The sequence below is a fragment of the Mycolicibacterium sp. XJ1819 genome (assembly GCF_053483675.1).
In genome coordinates this window covers 85,883-104,032 of sequence record NZ_JBEFST010000015.1, presented here as the reverse complement: position 1 = coordinate 104,032, position 18,150 = coordinate 85,883, and the positions used below count along the sequence as shown (strand labels likewise).

Sequence of the window (18,150 nt, the reverse complement as noted above, 5' to 3'; positions counted from 1 at the left end):
GCGCGCCTGTGGATAACTGTGCGGCTGGTCAGCCGGACGCCGCCGCGGCGGCCGTACCCGAGGAACCCGTCCCCGAGGCGCTCGTCGAACTCGTGCCCGACGACTTGTCCGACGACTTGTCCGACGAGGAGGTCGACTCCGAACCGCCCGACGAACCGTTGGACGAACTCGACTTGCTCGACGAGCTCTTGGCGGACTCGCGGCTGTCCGTGCGGTAGAAGCCGCTGCCCTTGAACACCACACCCACATTGCCGAACAGCTTGCGCAGGCGACCGTTGCACTCGGTGCAGGTGGTCAGCGCGGCGTCGGTGAAGGCCTGCACCGCGTCGAACCGATGGCCGCATGCGGTGCATGCATATGAATAGGTAGGCACGCGAAACCTCCGAGGTGGTGAAACTGCTTAGCACTCTACCGGCTCAAGTGCTAGAACCGCTACGTGGCGTGCGTCATTCCCCGGCGATCAGCCGAGCGCCACCAGCCCGCGCGCCGGGGTCAGCGCGTGGGTGACGGGGACGTCGTGGGCATCGGCGGGCAGCTTGTCGACGAGTTCGTCGTCGCGCACCACCGCGACCAACCGGGCCGCCGGATCGGCCAACGGCAGCGACCTGTCGTAGAAGCCCGCGCCCCGGCCCAGCCGGTGTCCGGACCGGTCGACCGCGAGCGCGGGCACCAGCACCACCGACGCCGTCGACACCGCCTCGGCCGGCAGCCACGGTTCGGCCGGTTCCCGCAGGCCGTGGCGCGCCGCCACCAGGCGGCCCGGGCGGTATTCGCCCCACTGAAGCGGCTGCGGTACACCGTCGCCGCCGTAGCGCGCGACCGGAAGCAGCACCCGGACACCGCGGTCGTAGAGGGAATCGATCAGCTCCATCGAGCCGGGCTCCGGGCCGACCGGCACATAGGCGCAGGCCGTCTCACCATCGCCGACCACCGACGGCAGGTGTTGCGCCAGGGCGTGGGCCTCGGCATCGCGCTGACGTGTCGGTAACGCGCGGCGGGCGGAGAGAAACGCGGCACGCAGGTCGCCTTTCACACCACCCACGCGGAGGCCTCCAAACACCTGACCCGGCAGTAACAGCAGACACCAAGAGGCTAATGTGTGAACTGTGACACGGTCGAAGGAATCGATGCCGCATACGGCGGTCGTCCCCGCTGCGGGTCTGGGTACGCGGTTCCTGCCCGCTACCAAGACGGTGCCCAAGGAACTGCTTCCCGTAGTGGACACTCCCGGAATCGAATTGGTGGCAGCAGAGGCCGCCGAGGCAGGCGCTGATCGCCTCATCATCGTGACCTCCGAGGGTAAGGACGGGGTGGTCGCCCACTTCGTCCAGGACCTCGTGCTCGAGGGCACGCTGGAGGCGCGCGGTAAGAAGTCGATGTTGGAGAAGGTGCGCCGCGCGCCGGCGCTGATCAAGGTCGAGTCGGTGGTCCAGCGCGAGCCGCTCGGGCTGGGCCACGCCGTCGGCTGCGTCGAGGAGGCCCTGGCGCCCGACGAGACCGCCATCGCGGTGCTCCTTCCCGACGACCTGGTGCTGCCCACCGGTGTGCTGGAGACGATGGCGAAAGTCCGTGCCGAGCACGGTGGTTCGGTGTTGTGCGCCATCGAGGTGGAGCCCGACGAGATCAGCGCGTACGGCGTCTTCGACGTCGAGACCGTGGCCGACTCGGCCAACCCCGACGTGATGCGGGTCAAGGGCATGGTGGAGAAACCCAGCCCCGAAGATGCGCCGTCACCGTATGCCGCCGCCGGGCGCTACCTGCTGGACCGCGCGATCTTCGCCGCGCTCAAGCGGGTTCCGCGCGGCGCGGGCAACGAGATCCAGCTGACCGACGCGATCGCGATGTTGATCGACGAGGGGCACCCCGTGCATGTGGTGGTGCATCGCGGCTCTCGACACGACCTGGGAAATCCCGGCGGGTACCTCAAGGCTGCGGTTGACTTTGCGTTGGAGCGTGACGATTACGGACCCGAGCTGCGGCGGTGGTTGGTAGAGCGACTTGACCTGGCCCAACACTGAGCGCGCGCGACGGGCCCGCTGAGACGAAAGGCGTGTTGTGCGGTCGGTGGAGGAGCAGCAAGCTCGGGTAGCGGCTGCCGCGGTGGCTCCCCGGCCTGTCCGGGTGGCGATCGCCGAGGCCCAGGGTCTGATGTGCGCCGAAGAGGTGGTGACCGAGCGTCCGCTGCCGGGATTCGACCAGGCCGCCATCGACGGCTACGCGGTGCGCAGCGTGGACGTGCTGGGCGTTTTAGGAGGCGATGCCGGAGAGGCGGGCGACGCGGAGGAGTCCGCGAACCTGTCAGACGCCTCGGAGGTTTCGGCTTCGAGTCAGGAGATCAGCCTGCCGGTGATGGGCGTGATCGAGGCGGGCGCGCGGACCCCGAGCAGACTGCAGCCGCGACAGGCCGCGCGCGTGCAGACGGGTGCGCCGATGCCCACGCTGGCCGACGCGGTTCTGCCGTTGCGGTGGACCGACGGCGGCGAGTCGCGGGTGAGGGTGCTGCGCGGGGTGCGATCCGGTGCGTACGTGCGCCGCACCGGCGACGACGTCCAACCCGGCGACGTGGCGGTGCGCGCCGGAACCATCATCGGTCCGGCGCAGGTGGGCCTGCTGGCGGCGGTCGGGCGGGAACGGGTGCTGGTGCATCCGCGACCGCGGCTGACGGTGATCAGCGTGGGCGGCGAACTGGTCGACATCTCGCGCACGCCGGGCAATGGTCAGGTATACGACGTCAACTCCTACGCGTTGGCCGCAGCGGGCCGCGACGCCGGCGCCGAGGTCAACCGCGTCGGGATCGTCGACACTGATCCCAAGGTGCTGCGCGACGTGGTCGAGGGGCAGGTCAGCCGGGCCGAGGTGGTGGTCATCGCCGGCGCCGTCGGCGGGGCGGCCGCCGAGGGGGTGCGCGCCGTGCTCTCCGAACTCGGCGAGATGGAGGTCACCCGCATCGCGATGCACCCCGGATCCGTTCAGGGCTTCGGCCAGCTCGGCGCCGACGGGGTGCCGGTGTTTCTGTTGCCCGCCAACCCGGTCAGCGCGCTGGTGGTGTTCGAGGTGATGGTGCGTCCGCTCATCCGGTTGTCGCTGGGCAAACGTCAGGCGCACCGACGCATCGTGCAGGCCCGCGCCCTGTCGCCGATCAGCTCGGTGGCGGGCCGCAAGGGCTACCTGCGGGGGCAGCTGATGCGCGACCAGGACACCGGCGAATATCTGGTGCAGGCGCTCGGCGGGACCCCGGGCGCCTCGCATCTGCTCGCGACGCTGGCCGAAGCGAACTGTCTGGTGGTGGTGCCCACCGAGGCTGAACAGATTCGCACCGGCGAGATCGTCGACGTCGCGTTCCTGGCCCAACGCGGCTGATCCGCCTGGTCTGCCGTCGTGAACCTGTGGCGTTCGAGTTCTCAGCACCCGGGGTGGCCGCTGCCCGTCGGTCCGCTGCGGGTGGCCGGTGGTGTGGTGACGCTGCGTCCGGTGCGGCTGCGCGACGGCTCGCAGTGGAGCCGAATCCGGCTGGCCGACCAAGACCATCTCGAGCCGTGGGAGCCGGCCACCGGCATGGATTGGAAAGTGCGCCACTCGATTACCACGTGGCCCTCGGTGTGCGCAGGGCTGCGGTCAGAGGCGCGCAAGGGCCGGATGCTGCCCTATGTCATCGAAGTCGACGGTGAGTTCAGCGGCCAACTGACGATCGGCAACGTGACACACGGTGCGCTGCGCTCGGCGTGGATCGGGTACTGGGTGGCCAGTACGATCACCGGGCGCGGGGTGGCGACGGCCGCGTTGGCGTTGGGCCTGGACCACTGTTTCGGTCCCGTGTCGCTGCACCGCGTGGAGGCGACCGTGCGCCCCGAGAACGCCGCGAGCCGGGCGGTGCTGGCCAAGGTCGGATTCCGCGAAGAGGGGCTGCTGCGCCGCTATCTCGACGTCGACGGAGCGTGGCGTGACCACCTGTTGGTGGCGATCACGGTCGAGGAACTCGAGGGTTCGGCGGCGTCCACCCTGGTCCGGCGGGGGCAGGCGAGCTGGGTGTAGACGAGCTCCCGATTGTTACGAATGTGACATTTGTGACAGTTGGTGCTTGTCAGCAGCGAATTACAGGTGTGTAATTGTCTCGGCGCGCCGTCTCCGGATGCGCTGGTCACGGCCCTAGCCTGAAGGGGAAAGGAGCGAAGGCGCCATGCCAAGCATCCCCCAGTCACTCCTCTGGATCTCCCTGGTCATTCTCTGGCTATTCGTGCTGGTCCCGATGCTCATCAGCAAGCGTGACGCCGTGCGCCGCACCAGCGACGTGGCGTTGGCGACGCGGGTGCTCAACAGCGGCGCCAACGCTCGCCTGCGACGACGCAGCGGGCCCGCGGCCGGACACGCGAGCGACCCGGACTGGCAGCCCGCCGAAGATGTCGACGACGACGTCGACGAACCCAGCCGGTCGGTGGTGGTGGCCGAGGCGGTGGTCGAGGAGACGGAACCCGAGTACCTCGACGTCGACGTCGTCGAAGAAGACGCCGAAGCGTTGCCCGCGGGCGTCGAGACGGTGCCGGACGTGGCCGAACCGGAGGCCGAAACCGACGAGCTGCCTTTGGAATTCGACGAGGTCGAAGAGCCGGCGGATGAGCCCGTCGACGACGGATACGAGTACGTGGCGGACTCCTCGGGTCTGGAGGTGCCGTCCGAGGCCGACCTGCAGCTGGCCGAGTCCCTGAGCGAGGCGCGCAGGCGGCGCTACGAGTCCAAGACCGCCGCGGCGGTCACCGCGCGCAAGTACCGGTTCCGCAAGCGGATGCTGACGTCGATGCTCGTCGCGTTGGTGGCGTCCGCGGTCGCCGCGCTGATGCTGGGCTCCAGCTGGTGGTGGGTGTGCGGGGCGGTGGGCGCGGTGACGGTGCTCTACCTCGGCTATCTACGCCGGCAGACCCGCATCGAAGAGCGGCTGCGCCGGCGCCGCGCCGAGCGGGTCGCACGGTCGCGCCTGGGCGTGGAGAACACCGACGACCGCGATTTCAACGTGGTGCCCGCGCGGCTGCGTCGGCCCGGTTCGGTGGTGCTGGAGATCGACGACGAAGACCCGATCTTCGAGCACCTCGACTACGCACCGTTCGCACGCGACTTCGACCTGCCGCGCGCGGCGGGGCAGTGACGCGCTCGGTTTCGACCGTCGCGCGCTGACTGGTAGCCTGTGCTACCGGTATCAGGGGCTATGGCGCAGTTGGTAGCGCGACTCGTTCGCATCGAGTAGGTCCGGGGTTCGATTCCCCGTAGCTCCACAGAGTTACACGATCAGACCGTGACCCCGGCTGGTGGCCGCGGCGAACCTGTTCTGTACGTCCTCCCAGTTGACGACGTTCCAGAAGGCCTTCACGTAATCGGCTTTCACGTTCTTGTACTGCAGGTAGTAGGCGTGCTCCCACATGTCGACCTGCAACAGCGGGATGATGCCCAGCGGAACGTTGGCCTGCTGGTCGTAGAGCTGGAAGGTGAGCAGGCGCTGACCCAATGTGTCATAGCCCAGCACTGCCCAGCCCGAACCCTGCAGCCCGTTGGCCGCGGCGGTGAACTGCGCCTGAAATTTTTCGAACGATCCGAACTGATCATCGATCGCCGCGGCGAGGTCGCCGGTCGGCTTGTCACCGCCGTTGGGCGACAGGTTCTTCCACCAGATCGTGTGGTTGACATGACCGCCGAGGTGAAACGCCAGGTTCTTCTCATTGAGGAAGATCGCCCCGTGGTCGCCGTTGGCGCGCGCCTCTTCCAGTTTGGCGATCGCGTCGTTGAGCCCCTTGACGTACGCGGCGTGGTGCTTGCTGTGGTGAATCTCGTTGATCTGGCCGGAAATGTGCGGTTCCAGCGCGCCGTAGTCGTAGTCCAGGTCCGGCAGTATGTACTCGGCCATCAGGCTCCCTCGTGTCGTTCGACGTCTTCCCGACGGCAGCCTACGAACGAAGAAGGTCATCTGTCCAACTGTTCAGATATTCAGATGACTGGTAGCGTCAGGCGTGGGTCGGCCGTCTGTGACATCGATGCAGCACATCGTGTGGCGGCTTGTCAGCAGGGCAGTTGCGTGCGGCGGCCGACCCGTTCAACCTCCCCGACTGTCCGACAGGCAGCGGGTAACCTCGTGACGTGGCCGGCCAGATTGTCGTCCGCGCCGACGAACTCGCCGCTTTGGAGGTCTTTGCCGGCTGTCCGAGCCTGGCTCTGGAGCCGCTGGCGGCGCAACTACGCCCGTTGACCGCCGCACCCGGGCAGGTCCTGATGCAGCAGGGTGAGCTCGCGGTCTCCTTTCTGTTGATCGGCACCGGTCACGCCGAGGTCACCCATGTCGGAGCCGACGGCCACGACACCGTCGCCCAACTGGAGCCCGGCTGGATCGTCGGTGAGATCGCGCTGCTGCGCGACACCGCGCGCACCGCGACGGTGGTGGCCACCGAGCCGCTGACGGGATGGGTCGGCGGACGCGAGGCCTTCGCCACCATGCTCGAGGTACCGGGCATGCTGGAGAAGCTGGTGCGCACGGCGCGCCAACGTTTGGCCGCCTACATCAACCCGATCCCGGTGCGGGTGCGCGACGGCACCGAGCTGTACCTGCGGCCGGTGCTGCCCGGCGACATCGAGCGCACCGCGAACGGACCCGTGGAGTTCTCCCGCGAGACGATGTACCGCCGCTTCCAGTCGCCGCGCAGCGTCACCAAGTCGCTGTTGAGCTATTTGTTCGAGGTGGACTACATCCACCACTTCGTCTGGGTGATCACCGACGGACCCGACGGCCCGGTGGTGGCCGACGCGCGGTTCGTGCGCGACGAGAACGATCCGACCGTTGCCGAGGTCGCGTTCATCGTCGGTGACGACTATCAGGGCCGCGGCATCGGGAGCTTCCTGATGAACGCGCTCATGGTGGCCGCGAGTTTCAGTGGCGTGCAACGTTTCACCGCGCGAGTGCTGATGGACAACTACTCGATGCGGGCGATACTGGATCGCTTCGGGGCGGTGTGGCACCGCGACGACCTCGGCGTGGTCACCACGGCCGTCGACGTTCCGGACGTCGACACCCTGCGCCTACCGTCCACGCTGATCAAACAGATCCGCGATATGACCAACCGAGTCACCAGGGCCGTCGGATGACGGAGCGACGCGTCAGGGTGTGATCGTGGTCTGCTCGTCGATGATCGACGTGGCATCCATCAGCACGCCGATCTGTTCGTCTCGCCCGTCGGCGTTGAGCTGCAGCACGAAAAGCCCGTCCTGACCGGGGATCACGACGGTCTTCTGCGCGGTGGCGTGCTTGACGCCGTCTTTGACGTACGTGCCGCCGATCTGGGTGGCGTCGAATCCGCTGAGTTTGCTCGGGCTGCCGGTCGACGCGCCTTCGTAACCGGGCAGGTTCCTGATCTCGCCCGAGGCGAATTCGAGGATCTTCGCCGGGTCGACGTTTCCGTTCAGCTTGGAGACCAACGCGATGATCGTCGGCGGTTGCGGCCCGAGCGCCGGGTCGGTGGCCACGATCGCGCCGTACGCACCCTGCGGTGTGCCGGCGTCGGCCCACCCGGGCGGGACCGGGAGGTTGATCGTCGGCGCCCCGGGCATCCCGCGTTGCACCGGCGTCTCGACGATTCCGTTTTCACGGATGTAGTCGGCGATGGTGTAATTCGGCTTCGCCGCCTGGGCCGACGTCGTGGGGCTTTCGCTGGTCGACGGCTCTTCGGTGGACTCGCCGTTGGATCCGCAGCCGGCCAATCCGATGCCCAAAGCGACAGCCGCAACGGCGATGACGCCAGCCCTCACCGACTTGCTCATTGGGTCTCCCCTCGTTGCACCTGCGCCGTAGCCTACGGTCGGCGCTCACGACGCGCAGGCGAAACTGTACGCATCCCCTCGTGCGTCCGGCGGTGATCGACACGTTTCGTTTTGCTCTCGTGATCTGGAGTGGTTGAATTTCGGCAGGCCACGAAAGGGTGCAGGAATGCGGACACTTCTACGTTCGCTGGGGGCGACGTGCCTGGCGGTTCTGAGCGTCATCGTGTTGGCGGTGGCGTGGACCACCACCGCTGCGGTGCAACTGGTGGCGACGGCGCTCATCATGGGCGGCACCGAACATCCGCTCAGCACGCCCGAAGATCCGGTGGAGTTCATCAACGGCTACATGCAGAACGCTGTCGACGGTTTCATCAACCCGGCGGCCGCCGCGCCCGCCGGCACCGGCAACGGCCCCATCCCGTCGGTCGGGCCGGACGATGACCGCTACGCGATCATCACACCCGAACAGTTCTTCCCGGTGTTCGGGTCGATGACGTTCGACGAATCCGTCGTGGTCGGCCTCGCCAACCTGTCGAAATGTGTTCGCGGCGCCGCGGACTGCCTCTACAACGACAACCCGCAGATCGATCCGACACCCCCGGCCACGCCGCCGGTGGCCGGTGACGAGTTCGTCGTCTTCGGTTATTCGCAGAGCGCGGTGATCGCCTCGCTGCTGAAGAAGGACTTCATCGACAATCCCGACGACGCTCCGGACAACGTCTCGTTTTTCCTGCTCGCCAACCCGATGCGGCCCAACGGCGGCTTCCTGTCACGTGGTCCGATGGGGCTGACGATTCCGATTCTGGGCGTGACGTTCTACGGCCCCACCCCGACGAACAGTTGTGAGGGGGACGGACCCTGCTACCGAACCGCCGACATGGCAGGGCAATACGACGGCCTGGGCGGTGACGCGGCCGTCGGTCTGACGAACGTGGTCGCCGTGCTGAACGCGGCGATGGGCTACCTGCTGCTGCACGGTGAGCTGCAGAACGCCGACTTCGACAACGGGCTCTATCAGGGTTCCTTCGGCGACACCGACTACTACCTGATCCCCACGCCGCGGCTACCCCTGCTGATGCCGTTCGCGTCGTTCGTGCCGTCGCCGATCCTCACCGCGATCGACCTGCCGCTGCGGACCTTCATCGAGGGGGCCTACCGCCGCGACATCAACCCCGGCGTCCCGACCGGTGTGGGGTTGCTGCCGTTGCACGATCCGCTGGGGACGCTGCTCAACGTGCTCATCGCGGTGCCGACCGGTATCGACGACGCGATCGCCGAGGCCACCAACGACCCGGCCAACCGGCCGCTCGGCACCGCCCCGGTCACCGGCCCGTTCGGGGTGGGCGGGCCCGATCTGCCCGAGCCGCCGTCGGAATCGGAGTCGGAGTCGGAGCTGGAATTGGAAATGTTCTCGAACCGCGCGGACAGCGACGAGGACACCATCGAAGACGACGACGACGCATTCGAGAAGACCCTGGACATGGGCCGCGAAGAGGACGACCCCGACTCCGAGTCCGAATCCGAATCCGGTGCCGTCACGACCACGGACACCTCAACGACGGGCACCACCACGACGACGGACACCACCGACCCCACCGACACCCCGACGGTGGACACCAACCCAACGACGGACACCACGACCTCGACGACGACGGGCGATACCGGCCAGACGGCGGCCTGACGGCGCGGTCAGACGTCGCAGTTCAGTGACACCGTGATCGACTTCGACACGACCACGGTGACGTACTCGCGCTTCTTGCCCTTGCCGACCGCGAACGTCTGCGTCACTTCCTGCGGGTTGCGCACGCTGGTCACGATGCACTCCTCGAGCGGACCGCTGCCCACCCGGTCGACCACCACGTCGTAGCCGCTGGCCTCCAATTCCCCGATGACCCGTGGGGCGTCGCCGGGGCGGGCGGGTTGGGCATCGGCGGCGCCCGCCGTGCCGAGTGCGAGGGCCGTCGCCGCCGCCACTGTTGTCAGACCCCATACCGTGTGCATGCGGGCCTCCGTTCGTCTGTTTGCCTGGTACTGATTCATCGCCCGCCGGACACGAGACGTTGCACGCCCCCGCCGGCCGTCAGCTGTGGTATCAACGGCGCGTGCGCGCGATGCTCGCGGCGGCGGCCTTGCTGGTCGGCGCCTGCGGCGGACAGTCCGGGCCCGCCCCCGACGGCCTGTCGGGAGCCGACGGCGCGTCGACGCGGATCGAACCGGCCAGAATCGACCGGGTCCGCGCCGAACTGCCCGACGGTTACGAGGTCGCCGGCGTCCAGAATTGGGTCAGCCCCGCGGCGGTGTGGGGATTTCGCACCGAATGGCAGGCCGAGCCGTCGGCCTGCGGGACACTGGCCGACCCGGCGGTCGATCCGTCGACGGCACGGGGCTGGTCGGGGTCGGGCGCGGGCGGCATCGTGTACGCCGCGGTGGCCCGGTCACGCGGTTCGGCCCCGGATCCGGCGGTGATCGCCGACTGTGCGCGGTGGACGATGTCGGGCGGGCAGGCAACTGGCAGCGTCGCGCTCACCGAACCCCCGGGCGTAGACGCCGAGACCGTCGCGATGGCCGCGGAGACCAGAACCGTCGTCGAGGGTGGCACCGAAACCCGCGCGCACGCCGAGACCGTCACCGCCTATCTGGCCGATCACGTCGTGTACGTCGTCGTCGTCACCGATCCCGGCTCACCGAATCCTCAACTCGGCCGGGAGTTCGCGTCCGCGTTGATGATCGAAACCGTGTCGACGCTGCGAGGCGCGGCCGACAGCGCCAGGTAGATTGACGGCGATGTCGAAATCAGCGGTGATCAGCGTGGTGTGCGTCGGCGTGCTGACGGCATGCGGCGGCGGCCATGCGGGCGAGGATGCGGCCGACGCCGATATCGCCCGCGTCAAGGAGGTGCGGTCGAGTTTCGGCCCGGAGTTCTCGGTCACCGAGACCGGTCCGACCGGTGTCGACCCCAAGTTGCTCGGGCCGCAGACGTTGCCGCCGGGCTTGAAGTTCGACCCGGCCGACTGCTTCGGCGCGACGCAGGTGGTGCCGCCGGGTGTGCAGGGCAACATGGCGGCGGTGACGGCCGAAGGCGAGGGCAACCGGTTCATCGCGATCGCGGTGGAAACCTCCGAGGAGGTGCCGCTCAACCGGCCCGCGAGCAATTGTCAGAAGGTCGGTTTCGCCGGTGGGCAGGTGCGTGGGCTCATCCAGGTGGTCGAGGCGCCGCAGATCGACGGCGTGGAGACTCTCGGTGTCCACCGAGTGGTGCAGACCGCAGTCGACGGCCGGCCGCGCACCGGACAGGTCTACACCTACCTCGCCAACTTCGGGCCGTTCCTCGTGGTGGTCACCGCCAACCCGCTGGTGGTGCCGGGCCAGCCCGTCGCGCCGGTCAACACCGAGCGTGCCGGTGAGCTGCTCACCGAGGCTGTCGCCGCGGTGAAGGGCTAGTCACCGCACGTCGTGCGGGCGGAACTGGATGCTGATCCGCGGCCCCGTCGGCCTGGTGGTCTTCGGTATCGAATGCTCCCAGGTGCGCTGACAAGAGCCACCCATCACGAGCAGGTCGCCATGCCGGTGCCGCAGGCGCAGTGACTTACCGCCGCCGCGCGGCCGCAGCGCGAAAACCCTTGTGGCGCCGAGGCTGACGATGGCGACCATGGTGTCTTCGGTGCTGCTGCGGCCGATGTTGTCGCCGTGCCAGGCCACACTGTCGTCGCCGTCGCGGTACAGGCACAGTCCGGCGGTGGTGAACGGTTCGCCGAGCTCGCCGGCGTAGGCGTCGTTGAGGCGTCTGCGCAGTTGTTTGAGGCGGGGATGCGGGGCGGGCTGCTCGGTGAGGTTGTGAAAGCTGACCAGCCTCGGGACGGCGACGACGCGGTCATACATCGGGCGCCGCTCGGTGCGCCACGGAATAGCCTCGCGCAACTGGCCGAACAGGTCGTCGGCGTCCTCGAGCCAGCCGGATCGGTATTCGATCCAGGCTCCGTTTCCGAGATGGCGCCGTTCGGCGTGCTCGAACAGCGAGCTCTGTAGAGCCAGCTCCATGCGCCCGAGTCTATCGCACAAGCGTTCGAGTCGTCATAGTCGGGCGGCGCCGGGTCCCTGCTCGGCGAGGACGTCGCCGGGGTTGGTCAGCGCGCAGGTCTTCAGGCTCAGGCAGCCACACCCGATGCACCCCGCCAGGTTGTCGCGCAACCGCTGCAGATGCAGGATCCGGTCGTCGAGATCCTGCCGCCAGACTGCGGAGAGTTTGGCCCAGTCCTTGCTGGTGGGAACCCGGTCGGTGGGCAGCGTGGCCAGCGCTTCGCGGATGCGGGCCAGCGGAATGCCCAACCGCTGGCTCATCCGGATGAACGCCACTCGGCGCAGCGTCTCGCGCGCGTAGCGGCGCTGATTGCCCCCGGTGCGACGACTCCGGATCAGCCCCTCGCGCTCGTAGAAGTGCAGCGCGGAGACCGCGACGCCGCTGCGATGCGACATCTCGCCGGGTGTGAGTTCGTGGATCAACTCCATGACCTAAACCATAGTTGAGGTGCTGGCGGGCGGACGAGGCGTTACGGTGCTAAATGTGACGCTGGGCTGTGACTCCGAGGTCGGCCGCATGCGTGTCGTCATCCTGCACCGGCCCGGGGCCGAACTGCAGCGGTTGACGCCGCGCAACAACGACGCGCTGCTGTTCGACGGCTTGCCGTGGGTGGCCAAGGCGCAGCGCGAACACGACGAGTTCGGTGCCCTGCTGACCTCACGTGGTGTCGAAGTGCTGCTGCTCGCCGATCTGCTGACCGAAGCGCTGGCGCACAGTGGCGCGGCGCGCATGCACGGGATCTCTGCGGCCGTGGATGCCCGACGTTTGGGATCGCCTCTGGCTCAAGAGCTTTCGGCATATCTTCGCACGCTTGACCCGGCGCCGTTGGCGTCGGTGCTGATGGCCGGAATGACGTTCAACGAGTTGCCGTTCAGCGGTGGCGAGGTGTCCCTGGTGCGCAGGATGCACCACGGCGGAGACTTCGTGATCGACCCCCTGCCGAATCTGTTGTTCACCCGCGACTCGTCGTTCTGGATCGGCCCACGGGTGGCGATCACCTCGCTCGCGTTGCCCGCTCGGGTGCGCGAGACGTCGTTGACCGACGTGATCTATGCCCACCATCCGCGGTTCCTCGGTGTGCGCAGGGCCTACGAGTCGCGTTCAGCGCCCGTCGAGGGCGGTGACGTGTTGCTCCTCGGCCCGGGGGTCGTGGCCGTCGGGGTTGGGGAGCGGACCACGCCGGCCGGAGCGGAGGCATTGGCGCGCAGCCTGTTCGACGACGATCTGGCGCACACGGTGTTGGCCGTCCCGATCGCGCAGGTGCGCGCGCAGATGCATCTGGACACCGTGTGCACGATGGTCGACGTCGACGCCGTGGTGATGTACCCGAACATCGTCGATACGTTGTCGGCGTTCACGATTCACCGTAACGGTGACGGCGGTGTCCGTATCGACGACGCGATGCCGTTCGTCGACGCCGCGGCCTCGGCGATGGGCATCGAGCGGTTGCGGGTGATCGCGACGGGTCTGGACCCCGTCACCGCCGAACGGGAGCAGTGGGACGACGGTAACAACACGCTGGCGCTGGAGCCGGGCGTCGTCGTGGCCTATGAACGCAACAGCGAAACCAACAAGCGGCTGGCCGACGCCGGCATCGAGGTGCTGTCGATCGAGGCCTCCGAACTGGGCACCGGCCGCGGCGGTCCACGCTGCATGTCGTGTCCGGCGGCCCGCGATCCGCTCTAACGCCCACTACCTACTCGTAGCGCGGCGCGCACCCGACCGATGACCGAAGACCCCGTATGCCCGGGCAGTGCGCAGACCAGTATCCAGCCCTGGCGTTGGAACAGTTCCCGGGTCGCGGCCGTCTGCGCGGCCAGATAGGGGTCGCTGGCTTCATCGTCGGCCAACGCCACGCCCACCTTCGGTCCGGGCCAGCCCATCGGAATGGCTGCTTCCCAGAGTTCGTCTGCCACCACGATATTCGTGCACGGTTTCGGCAAACCCGCGTCGATGAGCTGCAGCCGCAAGCGGGATTCCTGCGGGCTTTGTGCACCACCGTCCATCAGCGCGGTCGCCTCACGCGCGGCGGGAATTCCGCGGGCGCCCCGGTAGCGCTCCACCAGGACCGCCACTTGGCGCGCGGTAACCCCGGTGACCGCGGCCAGAGCGTCGATGTGAGCCACCGCCTCGTCGCGAGGAAGATGGCGGGACAGATCGAGCGCGGTCCGCGCCGGCGATGTCACGGGCAGCCGTGCGATGGCAGTGACCTCGTCGGCAGCGATCCGTTCTTGACGGATCACGACTCCGCTTCTGGCGCGGCGGTGGCGTGCGATCAACTCGACGGGCACCGTGTCGTCGATCCACGTGACGCCGTGCAGGTAAGCGGCCGCCCGCCCGGCGACGATGCCCCGGCGGCCGGTCCACAGCCACGCGGCCGCGGCATAGACGGACAAGTCCTTGGGTTGGTCTTTACGCACGTACACGTCGGGGTGCAGGGCGGTGTAGTTCCATCGCAGTGCACCCCGCGAAAGGGCGCCGGACGCAATCGCCTTGCTGCCGATGATGGGTCGAGTCATACCGACGATCGTCTTGTCGGGCACTGACGATTCCAACTGCTATGTCCCAGTTCGACACCACGGCTGTGGATAACGCATCCGCCGGTTACTGGACAGCCCTGGTGTCGATATTGAGCCTAGGACTGCGGTCGCACTACCTCCACGACGGCAGCCAGATCTGCATGTTCCACGTGGACTGCGAAATCGGGATGCCCGTCAGGATCGGGAACAGCCAGACGAAGTTGGTGATTACCAGCGCGACATAGAAGCACACCGCGATCAACCCCAGCGTTCTTCGCTCGGCGTTCTGCCCGGGTTTGTGAAGGATGTCTCCGCAGATCATCGCGATCGCCATCACCAGAAACGGCGCCATGGTCGCGGCATAGAAGAAGTACATCTGCCGGTCGATCTCGGCGAACCACGGCAGAAAGCCCGCGCTGTAGCCGACGAGGATCGCCGCGTATCGCCAATCGCGCTTGATGAACGTGCGCCACAGCGCCCAACCCAGCACCGGCACCGCGATGAACCACATCGCCGGCGTGCCGACGAGCATCACCACCTTCACGCACGACTGCGCTCCGCAGCCCGGCACGTCCTGGTTGTCGATCGCGTAGAGGACCGGGCGCAGCGACATCGGCCACGTCCAGGGTTTGGACTCCCACGGATGGTGATTGCCGTCGGCGTTGGTCAGTCCGGCGTGAAACCGGTAGGCCGCATAGGTGTAGTGCCACAGCGAGCGCACTGCGTCCGGCAGCGGCAGCACGCTGTGCTCACCGATCGAGCGGCCGACCTCGTAGCGGTTGATCGCGGTCTCGGAGGCAAACCACGGCGCATAGGAAGCTAGGTACACCCCGAACGGGATGAGCACCAGCGCGTACAGCGACGGCCCGAGGTCGCGGCGGAAGGCGCCCAGCCACGGCCGTGGCACCCGGTACTGGTGGCGTGCGGCGATATCGAACGCCATCGTCATCACGCCGAAGAAGGCGACGAAGTAAAGCCCGGACCATTTTGTCGCGCAGGCCAATCCGAGCAGCACGCCCGCGCCGAACCGCCACCATCGCACCCCCAGCCGCGGACCCCACGGTGTCTCGCCGATGCGGCCCTCGACCAACGCGTTATGCATTCGCTCACGCACCTGATCGCGGTCGACGATCAGACACCCGAACGCCGCCACCACGAACACCACCAGAAAACCGTCGAGCAGCGCGGTGCGCGACGCGACGAAGCTCACCCCGTCGGCGATCAGCAACAGCCCCGCGATCGCGCCCACCAGGGTGGAACGGCTGATCCGCCGCGCGATCCGCGCGACGAGCAGCACCACGATGACGCCGCAGACCGCCCCGGAGAACCGCCAGCCCAGACCGTTGTAGCCGAACAGTGCCTCGCCGATCGCGATCAACTGCTTGCCGACCGGCGGGTGCACCACCAGCCCGTAGCCCGGGTTGTCCTCGACGCCGTGGTTGTGCAGCATCTGCCACGCTTGCGGTGCGTAGTGCTTCTCGTCGAAGATCGGGGTGCCCGCATCGGTCGGCGATCCCAGGTTGAGGAAACGCGTCACGGCAGCCAGCGCGGTGATGACGGCCGTCATCACCCAGCCCTGCAGGCGGTCGACGGGTCCGAAGTCGGCGACCGGCATCAGGGGCGCGGGACTGATGACGGGAGCCCCGCGCGGCGCTTCGGTGGCGGGGGCGGTCACGTCTGCGATCGTAGGCTGTGCGACATGACCACCGGCCGTCTGCTTATCGGCGCCACTCCGCTGGGCCAGCCGTCGGATGCCTCTGCGCGGCTGGTCAGGGCGCTCGGCAGCGCCGACGTCATCGCCGCCGAGGACACCCGCAGGCTGCGCACCCTGGCCCGGGCCCTCGACGTCGCACCCGCGGGAAAGGTGGTCAGCCTCTTCGATCAGAACGAGGCGTCGCGGGTGCCGGATCTGGTCGCCCGGATCGCGGCCGGGGCGACGGTACTGCTGGTCAGTGACGCCGGGATGCCGTTGATCAGCGATCCGGGCTATCGCCTGGTGACGGCGTGTGTGCAGGCGGATCTGCCGGTGTCGTGTCTACCCGGGCCATCGGCGGTGACGACGGCGCTGGCGGTGTCGGCGCTGCCGTCGGAGCGGTTCTGCTTCGAAGGCTTCGTCCCGCGCAGACAGGCCGCCCGCCGAAGCTGGCTGGCCGAACTGACCACCGAACCGCGCACCTGCGTGTTCTTCGAGTCGCCGCGGCGGCTCGCCGACACGCTCACCGACGCCGTCGAGGTGCTCGGGCCCGACCGCCCGGCGGTGGTGTGCCGGGAGCTGACCAAGATCCACGAGGAGATCCTGCGGGGCTCGCTGGCCGAGCTCGCCGAGTGGGCGCGTGACGGCGTGCTCGGCGAGATCACCGTGGTGTTGGCCGGTGCGGTGCCGAAGGCCGACCTGGACGCGTTGGTGGCCGAGGTCAACGCCCTGGCCGACGAGGGCATGCGGGTCAAGGACGCCTGCGCGCAGGTCGTCGCCGCGAATCCCGGCTCACCCCCGCGGCGCGAGCTCTACGGCGCGGTGCTGCGCTCGCGCGGCTGACCGACCGATGATCGGGGCGGCCTTGTGCAGGCATTCGTCCCATTCGTGGTCGGGGTCGGAATCGGCGGTGATGCCGCCGCCCACACCGAGCACCGCGTTGCCGTCGGCGTCGAACTCCACGGTCCGGATCGCCACGTTCAGCTCGCAGCCGGCCACCGGCGAGGCCAGGCCGACCGTGCCGCAATAAACTCCGCGACGCCGCGGCTCCCAGTGCTGCAGCAGCTGACGTGCGCGCGTCTTCGGGGTGCCGGTCACCGATGCCGGCGGGAACGTCGCGTCGAGCACCTCGGTCATCGGCACGTCGACGTTCACGCGCGCGGCGACCGTCGACACCAGATGCCACACCCCCGGGGCCGGTCGCACCGTGAGCAGTTCGGGCACCGTCACCGACCCGGTCACGGCGACGCGGCCCAGATCGTTACGGACCAGATCGACGATCATGATGTTCTCCGCGACATCCTTGGTCGAGGCCCGCAACTCCGCCGGATCCGCGGTGTCTGGCAGCGTGCCCTTGATCGGACTGGACGCCACCGCCTCACCGCGCCTGCGCAGGAACAGTTCCGGTGACAGGGAGGCCACCGCGCCCCAGCCGCCAGCCAGGTAGGCCGCCCGCGCCGGCGAGGTGTGCGCGACGGCGTCGACGAAGAAGTCGAGCGGGTCGCCGTCGAGACGACCGGCGAATTGCGTGCACACACAGGCCTGGTACACCTCGCCCGCGGCGATCGCCTCCAGGCAGTCCAGCACCCCACGACGGTGCGCAAAGCGGTCCGCGTCGTCCCACGCGATCGAGCTGGGGCGCGCCGCGGACGTCGCATGTAGCGCTTCGATCGCCCACCCTGAAAGCGCCGTGCCGGTGAGGCTTTCGTACCACCAGTGGCCGTCGCGGTCCTGGCGCAGTACGCAGTTCGACCAGCCGCCGGCCGCCTCGGGTATCCGCGGGCCCGACCCGTCGGCCCCGGCCTCCGGGTACGACAGGTAGCCGAACCATCCGCCGCCGACGGGTCCGTCCGAGTCCCCGGGGGGCACGGCGAACACGTCGCCGGTCTCGACGGGCATCACCTCGACCGACGGCGCGATCACCGCGGCCGAGTCGAACCACTCACCGATCAGCGCCGCCGGAGGCGGCAGACCCCGCTGCGCGGCGCCAGCAGCGAGCGCGCGCAGTACATCGGGCGCATCGCCGAGGTCGCCCATGGGTTCGATCAGCACCGCTCAAGCGTGGCAGA

At 68.3% G+C, this 18,150-nt stretch carries 20 protein-coding genes and 1 tRNA gene; 11 read left to right on the top strand and 10 right to left on the bottom strand.

Annotation, left to right across the window (positions count from 1 at the left end):
• Positions 1 to 28 precede the first annotated feature (28 nt).
• Both ABQE89_RS17815 and ABQE89_RS17810 read right to left on the bottom strand, forming a co-directional pair.
• A complete protein-coding gene (locus ABQE89_RS17815) occupies positions 29 to 373 on the bottom strand; it encodes an FmdB family zinc ribbon protein (protein ID WP_448418949.1) in 345 nt (114 codons plus the stop codon).
• 87 nt (positions 374 to 460) lie between these two features.
• A complete protein-coding gene (locus ABQE89_RS17810; protein ID WP_448418947.1) occupies positions 461 to 1,042 on the bottom strand; it encodes a 5-formyltetrahydrofolate cyclo-ligase in 582 nt (193 codons plus the stop codon).
• Positions 1,043 to 1,127: 85 nt separating this feature from the next.
• On the opposite strand from ABQE89_RS17810, the gene ABQE89_RS17805 reads away from it, so the two are divergent.
• The 5 genes from ABQE89_RS17805 to ABQE89_RS17785 all read left to right on the top strand — a co-directional run bounded on the left by ABQE89_RS17805 (position 1,128) and on the right by ABQE89_RS17785 (position 5,264).
• Complete coding sequence (locus tag ABQE89_RS17805; RefSeq protein WP_448419060.1) at positions 1,128 to 2,018, top strand: UTP--glucose-1-phosphate uridylyltransferase; 891 nt, start codon at positions 1,128 to 1,130, stop codon at positions 2,016 to 2,018.
• Between the two features lie 37 nt (positions 2,019 to 2,055).
• A complete protein-coding gene (gene glp, locus ABQE89_RS17800) occupies positions 2,056 to 3,360 on the top strand; it encodes a molybdotransferase-like divisome protein Glp (protein WP_448418945.1) in 1,305 nt (434 codons plus the stop codon).
• Positions 3,361 to 3,378: 18 nt separating this feature from the next.
• Positions 3,379 to 4,032, top strand: coding sequence for a GNAT family N-acetyltransferase (locus ABQE89_RS17795; protein WP_448418943.1), 654 nt, complete (start codon positions 3,379 to 3,381; stop codon positions 4,030 to 4,032).
• A 145-nt stretch (positions 4,033 to 4,177) separates the two neighbouring features.
• A complete protein-coding gene (gene sepX / locus ABQE89_RS17790) occupies positions 4,178 to 5,137 on the top strand; it encodes a divisome protein SepX/GlpR (RefSeq protein ID WP_448418941.1) in 960 nt (319 codons plus the stop codon).
• A gap of 54 nt (positions 5,138 to 5,191) precedes the next feature.
• Positions 5,192 to 5,264: transfer RNA gene (locus tag ABQE89_RS17785), tRNA-Ala, on the top strand.
• Positions 5,265 to 5,269: 5 nt separating this feature from the next.
• Here the strand turns inward: ABQE89_RS17785 and ABQE89_RS17780 are convergent.
• Positions 5,270 to 5,890 (bottom strand): superoxide dismutase, encoded by a 621-nt coding sequence (locus tag ABQE89_RS17780; protein ID WP_448418939.1) that lies wholly within the window; start codon positions 5,888 to 5,890, stop codon positions 5,270 to 5,272.
• A gap of 230 nt (positions 5,891 to 6,120) precedes the next feature.
• Here ABQE89_RS17780 and ABQE89_RS17775 point away from each other — a divergent pair, with 230 nt between their 5' ends.
• On the top strand, positions 6,121 to 7,119 hold the full coding sequence (locus ABQE89_RS17775; RefSeq protein ID WP_448418937.1) for an acetyltransferase Pat: 999 nt from the start codon (positions 6,121 to 6,123) through the stop codon (positions 7,117 to 7,119).
• Between the two features lie 12 nt (positions 7,120 to 7,131).
• Here the strand turns inward: ABQE89_RS17775 and ABQE89_RS17770 are convergent, their stop codons facing one another.
• Positions 7,132 to 7,791, bottom strand: coding sequence for an envelope biogenesis lipoprotein LpqN (locus ABQE89_RS17770; protein WP_448418935.1), 660 nt, complete (start codon positions 7,789 to 7,791; stop codon positions 7,132 to 7,134).
• Positions 7,792 to 7,957: 166 nt separating this feature from the next.
• On the opposite strand from ABQE89_RS17770, the gene ABQE89_RS17765 reads away from it, so the two are divergent.
• Positions 7,958 to 9,472: a PE-PPE domain-containing protein gene (locus ABQE89_RS17765; RefSeq protein ID WP_448418933.1), complete on the top strand. Its 1,515-nt coding sequence runs from the start codon at positions 7,958 to 7,960 to the stop codon at positions 9,470 to 9,472.
• A gap of 8 nt (positions 9,473 to 9,480) precedes the next feature.
• On the opposite strand, the gene ABQE89_RS17760 is transcribed toward ABQE89_RS17765, so the two are convergent.
• Positions 9,481 to 9,792 carry a hypothetical protein gene (locus ABQE89_RS17760; protein ID WP_448418931.1) on the bottom strand — a complete coding sequence of 104 codons (312 nt, stop codon included), beginning with the start codon at positions 9,790 to 9,792 and terminating at the stop codon, positions 9,481 to 9,483.
• A gap of 110 nt (positions 9,793 to 9,902) precedes the next feature.
• Here ABQE89_RS17760 and ABQE89_RS17755 point away from each other — a divergent pair, with 110 nt between their 5' ends.
• A complete protein-coding gene (locus tag ABQE89_RS17755; protein ID WP_448419058.1) occupies positions 9,903 to 10,565 on the top strand; it encodes a DUF5642 family protein in 663 nt (220 codons plus the stop codon).
• A gap of 10 nt (positions 10,566 to 10,575) precedes the next feature.
• The gene (locus tag ABQE89_RS17750) at positions 10,576 to 11,232 is read left to right on the top strand and encodes a DUF5642 family protein (protein WP_448418929.1); all 657 of its coding nucleotides are present in this window, start codon (positions 10,576 to 10,578) and stop codon (positions 11,230 to 11,232) included.
• Here the strand turns inward: ABQE89_RS17750 and ABQE89_RS17745 are convergent, their stop codons facing one another.
• Together ABQE89_RS17745 and soxR are read right to left on the bottom strand one after the other, a co-directional pair.
• Positions 11,233 to 11,829: an alpha-ketoglutarate-dependent dioxygenase AlkB family protein gene (locus tag ABQE89_RS17745; protein WP_448418928.1), complete on the bottom strand. Its 597-nt coding sequence runs from the start codon at positions 11,827 to 11,829 to the stop codon at positions 11,233 to 11,235.
• Positions 11,830 to 11,862: 33 nt separating this feature from the next.
• Positions 11,863 to 12,297 carry a redox-sensitive transcriptional activator SoxR gene (gene soxR, locus ABQE89_RS17740; protein WP_448418926.1) on the bottom strand — a complete coding sequence of 145 codons (435 nt, stop codon included), beginning with the start codon at positions 12,295 to 12,297 and terminating at the stop codon, positions 11,863 to 11,865.
• 55 nt (positions 12,298 to 12,352) lie between these two features.
• On the opposite strand from soxR, the gene arcA reads away from it, so the two are divergent.
• Positions 12,353 to 13,555: an arginine deiminase gene (arcA, locus tag ABQE89_RS17735; protein ID WP_448418924.1), complete on the top strand. Its 1,203-nt coding sequence runs from the start codon at positions 12,353 to 12,355 to the stop codon at positions 13,553 to 13,555.
• Here the strand turns inward: arcA and ABQE89_RS17730 are convergent.
• A complete protein-coding gene (locus ABQE89_RS17730; protein WP_448418922.1) occupies positions 13,552 to 14,388 on the bottom strand; it encodes a type IV toxin-antitoxin system AbiEi family antitoxin in 837 nt (278 codons plus the stop codon). The genes arcA and ABQE89_RS17730 overlap by 4 nt on opposite strands.
• 133 nt (positions 14,389 to 14,521) lie before the next feature.
• The gene (locus ABQE89_RS17725; protein ID WP_448418920.1) at positions 14,522 to 16,063 is read right to left on the bottom strand and encodes a dolichyl-phosphate-mannose--protein mannosyltransferase; all 1,542 of its coding nucleotides are present in this window, start codon (positions 16,061 to 16,063) and stop codon (positions 14,522 to 14,524) included.
• A gap of 24 nt (positions 16,064 to 16,087) precedes the next feature.
• On the opposite strand from ABQE89_RS17725, the gene rsmI reads away from it, so the two are divergent.
• Positions 16,088 to 16,924: a 16S rRNA (cytidine(1402)-2'-O)-methyltransferase gene (gene rsmI / locus ABQE89_RS17720; protein WP_448418918.1), complete on the top strand. Its 837-nt coding sequence runs from the start codon at positions 16,088 to 16,090 to the stop codon at positions 16,922 to 16,924.
• On the opposite strand, the gene ABQE89_RS17715 is transcribed toward rsmI, so the two are convergent.
• Positions 16,874 to 18,133, bottom strand: coding sequence for an aminodeoxychorismate synthase component I (locus ABQE89_RS17715; protein ID WP_448418916.1), 1,260 nt, complete (start codon positions 18,131 to 18,133; stop codon positions 16,874 to 16,876). The two genes, rsmI and ABQE89_RS17715, sit on opposite strands and share 51 nt — an antisense overlap.
• Between the last annotated feature and the right edge of the window lie 17 nt (positions 18,134 to 18,150).